This window comes from Pseudomonas sp. FEN, assembly GCF_904067045.1.
Taxonomy (GTDB): Bacteria; Pseudomonadota; Gammaproteobacteria; order Pseudomonadales; family Pseudomonadaceae; genus Aquipseudomonas.
Map to the genome: position 1 here is coordinate 1,111,773 of NZ_CAJFDC010000036.1, position 12,947 is coordinate 1,124,719.

General features: G+C 62.1%; 12 protein-coding genes. 9 read left to right on the plus strand and 3 right to left on the minus strand.

Features of this window, described 5'->3' with window-relative positions:
• Nucleotides 1–43: 43 nt before the first annotated feature.
• The 9 genes from argS (at nucleotide 44) to PFEN_RS28525 (ending at nucleotide 10,810) form a co-directional block, all read left to right on the plus strand.
• Nucleotides 44–1,780, plus strand: a complete 1,737-nt coding sequence (gene argS / locus PFEN_RS28485; RefSeq protein WP_191489910.1) for an arginine--tRNA ligase — start codon at nucleotides 44–46, stop codon at nucleotides 1,778–1,780.
• 1 nt (nucleotide 1,781) lies between these two features.
• On the plus strand, nucleotides 1,782–2,492 hold the full coding sequence (locus PFEN_RS28490) for an SPOR domain-containing protein (RefSeq protein ID WP_191489911.1): 711 nt from the start codon (nucleotides 1,782–1,784) through the stop codon (nucleotides 2,490–2,492).
• 305 nt (nucleotides 2,493–2,797) lie between these two features.
• Entirely contained in the window at nucleotides 2,798–3,328 is a 531-nt protein-coding gene (hslV, locus tag PFEN_RS28495) for an ATP-dependent protease subunit HslV (protein ID WP_191489912.1), read from the plus strand.
• A 44-nt stretch (nucleotides 3,329–3,372) separates the two neighbouring features.
• Nucleotides 3,373–4,710, plus strand: a complete 1,338-nt coding sequence (gene hslU, locus PFEN_RS28500; RefSeq protein ID WP_191489913.1) for an ATP-dependent protease ATPase subunit HslU — start codon at nucleotides 3,373–3,375, stop codon at nucleotides 4,708–4,710.
• Nucleotides 4,711–4,995: 285 nt separating this feature from the next.
• On the plus strand, nucleotides 4,996–5,376 hold the full coding sequence (locus tag PFEN_RS28505) for a gamma-butyrobetaine hydroxylase-like domain-containing protein (protein ID WP_191489914.1): 381 nt from the start codon (nucleotides 4,996–4,998) through the stop codon (nucleotides 5,374–5,376).
• Nucleotides 5,377–5,617: 241 nt separating this feature from the next.
• Nucleotides 5,618–7,297, plus strand: a complete 1,680-nt coding sequence (gene phaC, locus PFEN_RS28510) for a class II poly(R)-hydroxyalkanoic acid synthase (protein WP_191489915.1) — start codon at nucleotides 5,618–5,620, stop codon at nucleotides 7,295–7,297.
• Between the two features lie 157 nt (nucleotides 7,298–7,454).
• Nucleotides 7,455–8,312: a poly(3-hydroxyalkanoate) depolymerase gene (gene phaZ / locus PFEN_RS28515; protein ID WP_191489916.1), complete on the plus strand. Its 858-nt coding sequence runs from the start codon at nucleotides 7,455–7,457 to the stop codon at nucleotides 8,310–8,312.
• 131 nt (nucleotides 8,313–8,443) lie between these two features.
• Nucleotides 8,444–10,126 (plus strand): class II poly(R)-hydroxyalkanoic acid synthase, encoded by a 1,683-nt coding sequence (phaC, locus tag PFEN_RS28520; protein WP_191489917.1) that lies wholly within the window; start codon nucleotides 8,444–8,446, stop codon nucleotides 10,124–10,126.
• 63 nt (nucleotides 10,127–10,189) lie between these two features.
• Nucleotides 10,190–10,810 (plus strand): TetR/AcrR family transcriptional regulator, encoded by a 621-nt coding sequence (locus tag PFEN_RS28525; protein WP_191489918.1) that lies wholly within the window; start codon nucleotides 10,190–10,192, stop codon nucleotides 10,808–10,810.
• A 227-nt stretch (nucleotides 10,811–11,037) separates the two neighbouring features.
• Here the strand turns inward: PFEN_RS28525 and PFEN_RS28530 are convergent, their stop codons facing one another.
• From PFEN_RS28530 to PFEN_RS28540, 3 genes are all read right to left on the minus strand, one after another.
• Entirely contained in the window at nucleotides 11,038–11,859 is an 822-nt protein-coding gene (locus PFEN_RS28530) for a phasin family protein (RefSeq protein WP_191490275.1), read from the minus strand.
• A 10-nt stretch (nucleotides 11,860–11,869) separates the two neighbouring features.
• A complete protein-coding gene (locus PFEN_RS28535) occupies nucleotides 11,870–12,292 on the minus strand; it encodes a phasin family protein (RefSeq protein ID WP_191489919.1) in 423 nt (140 codons plus the stop codon).
• A 242-nt stretch (nucleotides 12,293–12,534) separates the two neighbouring features.
• A complete protein-coding gene (locus tag PFEN_RS28540) occupies nucleotides 12,535–12,810 on the minus strand; it encodes a polyhydroxyalkanoic acid system family protein (protein ID WP_191489920.1) in 276 nt (91 codons plus the stop codon).
• Between the last annotated feature and the right edge of the window lie 137 nt (nucleotides 12,811–12,947).

The following is a 12,947-nucleotide window of genomic DNA, read 5'->3' on the forward strand; positions in this document are numbered from 1 at the left end:
GCGCCTCGAAGCGCCGCCGCGCTTGCGGTCGAAAGAGAAGACCATGAAAGACACCATTCGCCAGCTGATCCAACAAGCCATCACCCAACTCGTCACCGAAGGTGTGTTGCCTGAAGGGCTGACGCCGGCGATCCAGGTGGAAAACACCCGGGACAAGACCCACGGCGACTTCGCCAGCAATATCGCGATGATGCTGGCCAAGCCGGCCGGCCTCAAGCCGCGCGATCTGGCGGAAAAGATCATCGCCGCGTTGCCCGTTGCCGATAGCGTCAGCAAGGCCGAGATCGCCGGTCCCGGCTTCATCAATTTCTTCCAGAATACCCAGGCCCTCGCCGCACGCCTCGACGCCGCCCTGGCCGATGCCCGGATCGGCGTGCGCAAGGCCGGCGCCGTGGAGCGCGTGGTGGTCGACCTGTCGGCCCCCAACCTGGCCAAGGAAATGCACGTCGGTCACCTGCGCTCGACCATCATCGGCGACGGCGTGGCGCGCGTCCTGGAGTTTCTCGGTGACACCGTGATCCGCCAGAACCACGTTGGCGACTGGGGCACCCAGTTCGGCATGCTGATGGCCTACCTACTGGAAAATCCGATCACCAGCAACGAACTCTCGGACCTGGAAAACTTCTACCGCGCGGCGAAGAAACGCTTCGACGAATCGCCGGAGTTCGCCGACCGCGCCCGCGGCCTGGTGGTCAAGCTGCAAGCCGGCGACCCGGAGTGCCTGGCGCTGTGGACCCGGTTCAAGGACATCTCACTGTCCCACTGCCAGAAAATCTACGAACTGCTGAACGTCAAGCTGAGCATGGCCGACGTCATGGGCGAAAGCGCCTATAACGACGACCTGATCAATGTCGTCAATGACCTGCGCGCCAAGGGTCTGCTGGTGGAAAGCAACGGCGCCCAGTGCGTGTTCCTCGACGAGTTCAAGAACGCCGAAGGCGAACCGCTGCCGGTGATCATCGTCAAGGCCGACGGTGGCTACCTGTACGCCACCACCGACCTCGCCGCCGTGCGCTACCGCAGCGGCCAGCTCAAGGCCGATCGCGCCCTGTACTTCGTCGACCAGCGCCAGGCCCTGCACTTCCAGCAGGTGTTCGCGGTAGCACGCAAGGCCGGCTTCGTGCCCCATCCGATGGTCATGGAGCACATGGGCTTCGGTACCATGAACGGCGCCGACGGCCGGCCGTTCAAAACCCGCGACGGCGGCACCGTGAAGCTGATCGACCTGCTCACCGAGGCCCAGGAACGCGCCTATGTCCTGGTCAAGGAAAAGAACCCGGAGCTCGCCGAAGAGGAACTGCGCAACATCGCCCGCGTGGTGGGCATCGGCGCGGTCAAGTACGCCGACCTGTCCAAGCACCGCACCAGCGACTACAGCTTCAACTTCGAGCTGATGCTCAACTTCGAAGGCAACACCGCGCCGTACCTGCTGTACGCCTACACCCGGGTGGCCGGCGTATTCCGCAAACTGGGCACGGACTTCAGCCAGGTTGAAGGGCATATCACCCTGGAGGCCAGTCACGAACAGGAGCTGGCCGCCAAACTGGCACAGTTCGGCGAGGTACTGGGTAGCGTTGCCGAGAAAGGCACGCCGCACGTGCTGTGCACCTACCTGTACGATGTGGCCGGCCTGTTCTCCAGTTTCTACGAGAACTGCCCGATCCTCGCCGCCGATACCGCGGAACAGAAACAGAGCCGCCTGCGCCTCGCCGCGCTGACCGGCCGCACCCTCAAGCAAGGCCTGGAACTGCTGGGTCTGGAAACCCTGGAGCGTATGTAAGTTGGCTGCCAAGAAAAAACCCGCACCCAAACGTGGCGCCAGCCGTTACCAAGCTCCTGCGAAAAAACCGATCCCGGGCTGGTTGTGGCTGGCCATCGGCCTCGGCGTGGGTGCGTTCGTCGTCTTCCTGATGAAGCTGGAGCCGGGCAAGGGCGATGACATCAAACGGGTCAAGCAGGAGCAGTTGAAAGCGAGCAAGATCGCCGATGCCAACAAGACCCCGCCGAGCCCGACCCAGCCCGTGAAGCCCAAGTACGACTTCTACACCTTGCTCCCCGAATCGGAAGTCATCGTGCCGCCGGAAGCGGTGCCGGAGAAAACCCTGCCGACGCCGCAGACCGTGCCAACGCCGACCACCCCGGTGACCCCGGCCGAAGCGGCGAAGATCGATACGGCCCGAGCCCAGGCCGCTTTGTCCGGTATTACCCCGCCACCGCCGCCGCCGGTGGCAGCGGCCAAACCGGCAGCGGTGACGCAGTTCTTCCTGCAGGCCGGCTCGTTCCGCAAGGAAGCCGATGCGGACAAGGTCCGGGCGCAAGTCATTCTGCTCGGGCAGTCGGTTTCGGTGGAATCCGGGACCGTGAAGGACGAGACCTGGTACCGGGTTTTGGTCGGACCGTTCAGCAACCGCGAACAACTGACCAAGGCGCAGAAACAACTGGCCGGTAGCGGCTTCAACAACCTGTTGCTGCAACAGCGCCAGAGCCGCTGATTGCCGGGAGCGGGCTTGTCGGAACGCCGCACCACCGCGCTCGACTACGCAGCAGCCGCAAAACCGGCCGCCTCGGTCTACCAGACACACCTGATTCGTCGGTTTTGGGGCCGCTGCGCGGCCCAGCGCGGGCAAGCCCGCTCGCCACAAGGGTTGAGCCTGACCTTGAAGTCTGTCGTGCGGGTTCAAACAAAGCCTTTCCTACGCCATTCATCCCCTCATCCCGCCCACGGTTGAAAAACCCACCACCACCCCCATATGAGTTTCCATCAGGCATTTTCGCCCCGCTGCGTGGAGATTCTCCCTTGACCACCATCGTTTCAGTTCGTCGCCACGGCAAAGTCGTCATGGGCGGCGACGGCCAGGTTTCCCTCGGCAACACCGTCATGAAGGGCAATGCGAAGAAAGTCCGGCGCCTCTATCACGGCGAAGTCATCGCCGGTTTCGCCGGTGCCACCGCCGACGCCTTCACCCTGTTCGAACGTTTCGAAGGCCAGCTTGAAAAACATCAAGGTCATCTGGTCCGCGCCGCGGTCGAGCTGGCCAAGGAGTGGCGTACCGACCGTTCCCTGAGTCGCCTGGAAGCCATGCTGGCGGTGGCCAACAAAGATGCTTCACTGATCATTACCGGTAATGGCGACGTCGTCGAACCGGAAGACGGCCTGATCGCCATGGGCTCCGGTGGCGGCTACGCCCAGGCCGCGGCCAGCGCGCTGCTGAAGAAAACCGACCTGTCGGCCCGGGAAATCGTCGAGACCGCCCTGGGTATCGCTGCAGACATCTGCGTCTTCACCAATCACAACGTCACCATCGAGGAGCAGGACCTCGCGGAATAACCAACCGGCCCGGTTGCCCATTCCCGCTTGAGGACCCACATATTATGTCCATGACCCCCCGCGAAATCGTCCACGAACTCAATCGCCATATCATTGGCCAGGACGATGCCAAGCGCGCCGTTGCCATTGCCTTGCGCAACCGCTGGCGCCGGATGCAGCTCCCCGAGGAGCTGCGCGTCGAAGTGACCCCGAAGAACATCCTGATGATCGGCCCGACCGGTGTCGGCAAGACCGAAATCGCCCGGCGCCTGGCCAAACTGGCCAATGCACCGTTCATCAAGGTCGAAGCGACCAAGTTCACCGAAGTCGGCTATGTCGGCCGCGACGTCGAATCGATCATCCGCGACCTGGCGGACGCCGCGATCAAGCTGCTGCGCGAGCAGGAGTTGGTCAAGGTCCGCCATCGCGCCGAAGACGCCGCCGAGGAGCGCATCCTCGACGCCCTGCTGCCACCGGCCCGCATGGGCTTCAGCGAAGACTCGGCCCCGGCCCAGGACTCCAATACCCGTCAGCTGTTCCGCAAGCGCCTGCGCGAAGGCCAGCTGGATGACAAGGAGATCGAGATCGAAGTGGCCGAGTCGTTCGGCGTCGAGATCGCCACGCCGCCGGGCATGGAGGAAATGACCAACCAGCTGCAGAACCTGTTCGCCAACATGGGCAAGGGCAAGCGCAAGAGCCGCAAGCTCAAGGTCAAGGAGGCGCTCAAGCTGGTGCGCGACGAAGAAGCCGGGCGCCTGGTCAATGACGAGGAGTTGAAGGCCAAGGCCCTCGAAGCCGTCGAGCAGCACGGTATTGTCTTTATCGACGAAATCGACAAGGTCGCCAAGCGTGGCAACGTCGGCGGTGCCGATGTCTCCCGCGAGGGTGTACAGCGCGACCTGCTGCCGCTGATCGAAGGCTGCACGGTGAACACCAAGCTGGGCATGGTCAAGACCGATCACATCCTGTTCATTGCCTCCGGCGCGTTCCACCTGAGCAAGCCGAGCGACCTGGTGCCCGAGCTGCAAGGTCGCCTGCCGATCCGCGTTGAGCTCAAGGCGCTGAGCCCGGAAGACTTCGAGCGTATCCTCAGCGAACCGCATGCCTCGCTGACCGAGCAGTACCGCGAGCTGCTGAAAACCGAAGGCCTGGCCATCGAGTTCCTGCCGGACGGCATCAAGCGCCTGGCGGAAATCGCCTGGCAGGTCAACGAAAAGACCGAGAACATCGGTGCCCGTCGCCTGCATACGCTGTTGGAGCGCCTGCTGGAGGAGGTTTCGTTCAGCGCCGGCGACCTGGCCAGCGCCCACGGCGCGGAGCCGATTCGCATCGATGCCGACTACGTCAACAGCCACCTGGGCGAATTGGCGAAGAACGAAGACCTGTCGCGGTATATCCTATAAAGAGCACACCGCTCCCTGTAGGCTCAGGGCTTTTACGGCCGAACACGCCCCCCCTGTGGGAGCAGAGCTTTTTGGCCGAGCACGCCCCCTTGTGGGAGCAGAGCTTTTTGGCCGAGCACGCCCCCTTGTGGGAGCAGAGCTTTTATGGCCGAACACGGTCCCTTGTGGGAGCAGAGCTTGCTCGCGAAGGGGCCCGTGAGAACGCCAAAAGCTTCGCGGCGATGCGGCGATCCGACAGCTCCGCTCCCACAGGGTTCTCTGACACAGACGAATCGCAGGCTGCCCATGACCACCAGACTCCCCACCGCCATCAACCTGCACAAAGCCTCGAAAACCCTGATCCTCAAATACGGCCCGGACGAGGAATACCAACTGAGCGCCGAATTCCTGCGGGTGCACTCGCCGTCCGCCGAAGTCCAGGGCCACGGCAAGCCCATCCTCCAGTTCGGCAAGCTCAACGTAGCCTTGAGCAAGCTCGAACCCGCCGGCCAATACGCACTGAAATTGACCTTCGACGACGGTCATGACAGCGGATTGTTCACCTGGGACTACCTCTACGAACTGGCTCGTCGTCAGGATGACTTGTGGGCCGATTATCTTGCTGAACTCAAAGCGGCCGGAAAATCCCGCGACCCGTCCGAGTCGGTCGTCAGGCTGATGCTCTAGTCCGGACCTCTGGTCGTTTTGGGCGGCATTTTCTAATCACATCTGATTCAATCCCCCACGGCGTGGCTAACGATTGGCCCGCTTGCGAAAAAAATCAAACTCGGGTAACCAATGGAACTGGCAAGTTCCGTGCATTTAACGATGTGCAATCAACGGTCACCCGAGCAGTAGTACTTGGCATTGTCTGTGCCATTTGCACAGCGGTACCCGGTACTCGTCTCAGGACAATGGAGCGTCGTAGATGAGTAACAAGAACAACGATGACCTGCAGCGGCAAGCCTCGGAAAACACCCTGGGCCTGAACCCCGTCGTCGGCTTGCGAAGAAAGGATCTTCTTACCTCTGCACGAATGGTATTGACCCAAGCCATCAAACAACCCATCCACAGCGTCAAGCATGTCGCCCATTTCGGCGTCGAACTGAAGAACGTGCTACTGGGCAAGTCCGGCCTGCAACCGGAAAGCGATGACCGTCGCTTCAACGATCCGGCCTGGAGCCAGAACCCGTTGTACCGGCGTTACCTGCAAACCTACCTGGCCTGGCGCAAGGAGCTGCATGCCTGGATTGCCGAAAGTTCGCTGTCACCACAGGACATCAGTCGCGGCCATTTCGTCATCAACCTGATGACCGAAGCCATGGCTCCGACCAACACGGCCGCCAACCCGGCGGCGGTCAAACGTTTCTTCGAGACTGGCGGCAAGAGCCTGCTCGACGGTCTCTCGAACCTGGCCAAGGACCTGGTGCACAATGGCGGCATGCCCAGCCAGGTGAACATGGGCGCCTTCGAAGTCGGCAAGAGCCTGGGCACCACCGAAGGCGCGGTGGTGTTTCGCAACGATGTGCTGGAACTGATCCAGTACAGCCCCATCACCGAGCAGGTGCATGAGCGTCCGCTGCTGGTGGTACCACCGCAGATCAACAAGTTCTATGTGTTCGACCTGAGCCCCGACAAGAGCCTGGCGCGCTTCTGCCTGCGCAGCCACGTGCAGACCTTTATCGTCAGTTGGCGCAATCCGACCAAGGCGCAACGCGAGTGGGGCCTGTCGACCTATATCGACGCCCTGAAGGAAGCCGTCGACGTGGTCACCGCCATCACCGGCAGCAAGGACGTGAACATGCTCGGGGCCTGCTCCGGCGGCATCACCTGCACCGCCCTGCTCGGCCATTACGCCGCCCTCGGCGAAAAGAAGGTCAACGCCCTGACCCTGCTGGTCAGCGTACTCGACACCACCCTCGACACCCAAGTGGCGCTGTTCGTCGACGAACAGACCCTGGAAGCCGCCAAGCGCCACTCCTACCAGGCCGGTGTGCTGGAAGGCAGCGACATGGCCAAGGTCTTCGCCTGGATGCGGCCCAACGACCTGATCTGGAACTACTGGGTCAACAACTACCTGCTGGGCAACGAGCCGCCGGTGTTCGATATCCTGTTCTGGAACAACGACACCACGCGCCTGCCGGCGGCCTTCCACGGCGACCTGATCGAGATGTTCAAGAACAACCCACTGGTGCGCGCCGGGGCACTGGAAGTGTGCGGCACGCCCATCGACCTGAAGAAGGTCGACGCCGACATCTTTTCCCTGGCCGGCACCAACGATCACATCACGCCCTGGAAGTCCTGCTATAAGTCGGCACAATTGTTCGGCGGCAAGGTCGAGTTCGTCTTGTCCAGCAGCGGCCATATCCAGAGCATCCTGAACCCGCCGGGCAATCCGAAATCACGCTACATGACCAGCACCGAGATGCCGGCCAAGGCCGAAGACTGGCAGGAGAACTCCACCAAGCACACCGATTCGTGGTGGCTGTATTGGCAGGCGTGGCAGGCCGAGCGCTCGGGTAAACTGAAGAAATCACCGACCAGCCTGGGCAGCAAGGCCTACCCGGCGGCCGAGGCGGCACCGGGCACCTACGTGCACGAGCGCTAGAACAGCCCTGACCCTGTAGGAGCGAGCTCGCTCGCGATGGAGGCCAATGATAATGCGGGAAGCCTGATACCCCGCGGTGCCCCGACTACCATCGCGAGCAAGCTCGCTCCTACAGGGGCCGGGCCGCAAAACCGGTTTTAACCACAGGGCTTCGAGCATGCCGCAACCGTTTATCTTCCGAACCATCGATCTGGATGGCCAGACCATCCGCACCGCGGTTCGCCCCGGCAAGTCTCATCTGACGCCCTTGCTGATCTTCAACGGCATCGGTGCCAACCTGGAGCTGGTGTTTCCGTTCGTCCAGGCCCTGGACCCGGAGCTGGAAGTCATCGCCTTCGATGTTCCCGGCGTCGGCGGCTCGTCGACCCCCAAGCGGCCCTACCGTTTTCCGGGCCTGGCCAAACTCACCGCGCGCATGCTCGATTATCTGGACTACGGCCAGGTCAACGCGGTGGGCGTGTCCTGGGGCGGCGCCCTCGCGCAACAGTTCGCCCATGACTACCCGGAACGCTGCAAGAAGCTGATCCTCGCCGCCACCGCCGCGGGCGCGGTGATGGTGCCGGGCAAGCCCAAGGTGCTGTGGAACATGGCCAGCCCACGGCGCTACATCCAGCCATCCCACGTCATCCGCATCGCACCGACCATCTACGGCGGTGCCTTTCGTCGCGATCCGCACCTGGCCGCCGAACATGCCGCCAAGGTCCGCTCGGCCGGCAAGCTGGGCTATTACTGGCAACTGTTCGCCGGGCTCGGCTGGACCAGCATCCACTGGCTGCACAAGATCCGCCAGCCAACCCTGGTGCTGGCCGGTGACGACGATCCACTGATTCCGCTGATCAATATGCGCCTGCTGGCTTGGCGAATCCCCAATGCCCAGCTACACATAATCGACGACGGTCATTTATTCCTGATCACCCGGGCCGAGGCCGTGGCACCGATCATCATGAAGTTCCTCCAGGAAGAACGTCAGCGGGCGGTGATGCATCCGCACCCGACGCCGTTGAAAAGTAGCTAGGCATCTGTTCCTGGCAGCAAGCGCGCACGGGCAGGAAGTCCGTGTCGTGCAACAAGGTCCGGCACCGACGAGCCCATCCGTCCCGCCCCCCTGTGTCGATTGATAGCTTGATGACGAAGGAGTGTTGACTCATGCGAGACAAACCAGCGACGGGCTCCATGCCCACCCCCGCCGCGTTCATCAACGCACAAAGTGCGATTACCGGTCTGCGCGGCCGGGATCTGTTTTCCACCTTGCGCAGCGTGGCCACCCACGGCCTGCGCAATCCGCTTCACACCGCCCGACATGCCCTGGCCCTGAGCGGTCAACTGGGCAAGGTGCTGCTCGGCGATACACCGTACAAGCCCAACCCGCAGGACCCACGCTTCGCCGACCCGGCCTGGAGCCTCAACCCGTTCTACCGTCGCGGCCTGCAAGCCTATCTGGCCTGGCAGAAACAGGTAAAACAGTGGATCGACGACAGCCGCATGAGCGACGACGACCGCGCCCGGGCGCACTTCATCTTCGCCCTGCTCAACGACGCCATGGCGCCCTCCAATACCCTGCTCAATCCGTTGGCGGTCAAGGAACTGTTCAACTCCGGCGGCAACAGCATCGTGCGCGGCATCAGCCACCTGGTGGACGACCTGCTGCACAACAACGGTTTGCCCAGCCAGGTCACCAAGCACTCGTTCGAAGTCGGCAAGAGCGTGGCGACCACGCCCGGTTCGGTAGTGTTTCGCAATGAGTTGCTGGAACTGATGCAGTACAGGCCCATGAGCGAAAAGCAGTTCGCCAAGCCGCTGCTGATCGTGCCGCCACAGATCAACAAGTACTATATTTTCGACCTGAGCCCGTCCAACAGCTTCGTCCAGTACGCCCTCAAGAACGGCCTCCAGGTGTTTATCGTCAGTTGGCGCAACCCGGATGTGCGTCACCGCGAATGGGGCCTGTCCAGCTATGTCGAGGCACTGGAAGAGGCCCTGAACGTCTGCCGGGCGATCACCGCCAGCCGCGAAGTCAACCTGATGGGCGCCTGTGCTGGCGGCCTGACCATTGCTGCCCTGCAAGGCCATCTGCAGGCCAAGCGGCAGATGCGCCGGGTCTCCAGCGCCACCTACCTGGTCAGCTTGCTTGACAGCCAGTTGGACAGTCCGGCCACCCTGTTCGTCGACGAGCAGACCCTGGAGGCCGCCAAGCGTCGCTCCTACCAGCAGGGGGTACTGGATGGCCGCGACATGGCGAGAGTCTTTGCCTGGATGCGCCCCAACGACCTGATCTGGAACTACTGGGTCAACAACTACCTGCTGGGCAAGGAGCCGCCGGCATTCGACATCCTCTACTGGAACAACGACAACACCCGCCTGCCCGCGGCTTTTCACGGTGACCTGCTGGACTTCTTCAAGCACAACCCACTGAGCCATCCGGGCGGCCTGGAAGTCTGTGGCACCCCCATCGACCTGCAAAAAGTCACGGTCGACAGTTTCAGCGTCGGCGGCATCAATGACCACATCACCCCCTGGGACGCGGTCTATCGCTCGACCTTGCTGCTGGGGGGCGAACGCCGGTTCGTGCTGTCCAACAGCGGCCATGTCCAGAGCATCCTCAACCCGCCGAGCAACCCCAAGGCCAACTACATCGACAACCCCAAGTTGAGCAGTGATCCGCGGGCCTGGTACTACGACGGCAAACAGGTTGACGGTAGTTGGTGGAACCAGTGGTTGCCGTGGATCCAGGAGCGCTCGGGAGCCCAGCGTGAAACCCGGATGACCCTGGGCAACGCCAATTACCCACCCCTGGAGGCGGCACCCGGCACCTATGTCCGGGTGCGCTGACGATTACCGACCACGGCTGCCGGACAGCCGTGGCGAGCGGTCGGAACGACCTGAGAAGACTGGATGAAAACCCGCGATCGAATCCTTGAGTGTGCCCTGCAGTTGTTCAACCAGAAAGGCGAACCCAACGTTTCGACCATGGAGGTGGCCAATGAGATGGGGATCAGCCCGGGCAACCTCTACTACCACTTCCACGGCAAGGAGCCACTGATCCTGGGCCTGTTCGAGCGTTTCCAGAGCGAGCTGGCACCGCTGCTCGACCCACCGGCCGACGTCCGGCTGGCGCCCGAGGACTACTGGTTCTTCCTGCACCTGATCGTCGAGCGACTGGCCCATTACCGCTTCCTGTTTCAGGACCTGTCCAATCTGTCCGGGCGCTTGCCCAAGCTCGCCAAGGGCATTCGCAACCTGCTCAACGCCCTCAAGCGGACACTCGCATCGTTGCTCGCGCACCTGAAAGCGCAAGGCTTGCTGATGAGTGAAACCCAGGCCCTGGGACAGTTGGTGGAACAGATCACGCTGACCTTGCTGTTTTCCCTGGATTACCAGCGCATTCTCGGCCGTGAGGGTGAGGTGCGTCTGGTGGTGTACCAGATCATGATGCTGGTGGCCCCGCACCTACGCGCCCCGGCGCGGTTGGTGACGGAGCAGATGGCGTTGCGCTACCTGGAGGACCACGATTAACGTCGGATTCTGTGGCGCCAGTGCCGGCCTCTACGCGGGCAAGCTCCGCGCCCATGGGATTGATGCCCGACACATAAGCTCGATTCGACTCGGACATTGTGGGAGCGGAGCTTGTCGGATCGCCGCACCGCCACTAAGATGGCATGACAGGCAATACACCTACCCCTGACACAAATAAAAACGCCCGACCTTCACAGGCCGGGCGTTTTCATTCAGCGGACGACGACTCAGGCTTGAGAAGCAGGCGTCGGTGCTGTTGGCGTAGCCGCTGGAGCGGATGCCGAAGCCGGAGCGGCGGCCGAGTTGGCTGCCGATACCGGAGCCGCGGCAGGCTTGGCCGCAGCGGCGGCAGGCTTCGCGGCAGCAGGCTTTTTCGCCGCCGCGGGTTTCGCGGCGGGCTTGACTGCCGGCTTGGCTGCCACGGGCTTGGCCGCTGGCTTCACCGCCGCTTTCGCCGCCGCGGTTTTCACGGCCGGCTTGGCGGCAGGTTTCGCCGCGGGCTTGGCCGCCGCTTTCGCTGCCGGTTTGGCCGCCGCGGTTTTCGCAGCCGGTTTGGCCGCTGCCTTTACCAAAGGTTTGGCCGCCACTTTCGCCGTGGGCTTGGCCGCTGCCGTTTTTGTCGAGGCCCGAGTCACCGCCTCGCCCGTGAGTTTCTCGATCTGCCTGGTCAAGGTATCAACCTTGCTGTGCAGCGCCTTCACTTCATTGCGGCTCGGCACGCCCAGGCGCGAAATGGCGCTGTTCAGGCGCTTGTCGAAAGCCCCTTCCAGTTCGTCCCATTTGCCCAGCGCCCGGTCCTTGACCCCGGCGATGCGCGACTTGGCCGAACTGGCGGAGTCCTTGGCCGCATCGACTTTCTTGTCGACCGCGGTCTTGGTCAGTTTCTCGGCCTTCTCGCCATCCTTGACCAGGGTATCGAAGAGTTTGCTGCCGTCGGTATCGATCTTCGAGTACACGCCTAAACCAGCGAGCCAGATTTTGCGGGAATACTCCTCAACCTTCCCGATCCACGAGCTGCTTTCTTTCTCGGTATTCTTTTTGCCAGCCATCCCGTTCTCCTTAATGTTTACGCGCGACACGTTCAAGCAATGCCGTCAGCTCATCGAGCTTAGCAGAGAGTGTCTCCACATCATGTTTAGACGGAATCCCGATGCGATTCAAGGCACTGGCGACCCGGTGGTCGAAGGCCTTCTCGACCTTGTCCAGTTGCACTTCCACCTTGCCCTTGAGGCTGGTGACTTCACTCTTTACTTCATCGATCTGGCTGTTGGCGGCGTCACGTTGCTCATCAATCAGTTTTTTTCCTTTCTTTTCAACATCCTGGCCGGCTTTCACGAGTTCCTTGAAGTACTCGCTGCCTTCCCTGCCGACCTTGGCATAAGCCCCCAGACCCGCCAGCCAGATCTTGCGGGCATACACTTTCACGTCAGCCAGGGCGGTTGGCTGACTGTCGGATTTTTTCTTCAGACTTACTTTGGCCATGGTGCACCTCACACGCGAAAGGTTGGAGGATCTGCCCACCGGAATGGGGGCTCATGTACAAAGTAATGAGAAAAATTAGAATGGGCACCCTAAAGGCCGGCTCGCTGTCACAGCGGTGCTTGTTGTGGGAGCGGAGCTTGCCCACAAAGAGACCCTTGAGGCCGCTACAAGCTTCGCGGCGGTGAGGCGATCCGACACGCCCCCACAAAAGTCCTCCCCCAGCCAGGGCGAGGTGCCTGTGTTCAGACCAGCACCTTGTCCAGCGCCTTTTCGATCTCGGCCTTGATCGTGCCGCTCATGGCCGACATCAACAAACCCAGTTCGACATCGACACGGATCGTCTCATCGCCTACATACACCTCGCCCTTGACCCCGGAACGCTTGAGGTTCAGCGTGTCGCCGGACCACTGCGGCTCCAGGCCATACTGCCCGGCCAGCTTCTGCGCCAACTGGTCGGCCTTCGCGCGCGCGGCGGCCTTGCCCAGGCCGTGGGCGCGTTCAACACTAATACGGGCCATCGAATACTCCTGCTCTATCGGGACTTGCCCGGAGCGTCCTGACCCTGAATGCGTCAAAACGTCCCGGCGGTTGCCTATCTTACATGCACCCTTGCCAAGACAAAGCCGGCCACCGGGATTAGAATGCCCGCATTCTC

Excerpts from the sequence above, each read along its gene's own strand:
- argS (WP_191489910.1), top strand. The coding sequence starts at position 44 with ATGAAAGACACCATTCGCCAGCTGATCCAACAAGCCATCACCCAACTC.
- hslU (WP_191489913.1), top strand. The coding sequence starts at position 3,373 with ATGTCCATGACCCCCCGCGAAATCGTCCACGAACTCAATCGCCATATC.
- PFEN_RS28505 (WP_191489914.1), top strand. The coding sequence starts at position 4,996 with ATGACCACCAGACTCCCCACCGCCATCAACCTGCACAAAGCCTCGAAA.
- phaC (WP_191489915.1), top strand. The coding sequence starts at position 5,618 with ATGAGTAACAAGAACAACGATGACCTGCAGCGGCAAGCCTCGGAAAAC.
- phaZ (WP_191489916.1), top strand. The coding sequence starts at position 7,455 with ATGCCGCAACCGTTTATCTTCCGAACCATCGATCTGGATGGCCAGACC.
- phaC (WP_191489917.1), top strand. The coding sequence starts at position 8,444 with ATGCGAGACAAACCAGCGACGGGCTCCATGCCCACCCCCGCCGCGTTC.
- PFEN_RS28525 (WP_191489918.1), top strand. The coding sequence starts at position 10,190 with ATGAAAACCCGCGATCGAATCCTTGAGTGTGCCCTGCAGTTGTTCAAC.
- PFEN_RS28530 (WP_191490275.1), bottom strand. The coding sequence starts at position 11,859 with ATGGCTGGCAAAAAGAATACCGAGAAAGAAAGCAGCTCGTGGATCGGG.
- PFEN_RS28535 (WP_191489919.1), bottom strand. The coding sequence starts at position 12,292 with ATGGCCAAAGTAAGTCTGAAGAAAAAATCCGACAGTCAGCCAACCGCC.
- PFEN_RS28540 (WP_191489920.1), bottom strand. The coding sequence starts at position 12,810 with ATGGCCCGTATTAGTGTTGAACGCGCCCACGGCCTGGGCAAGGCCGCC.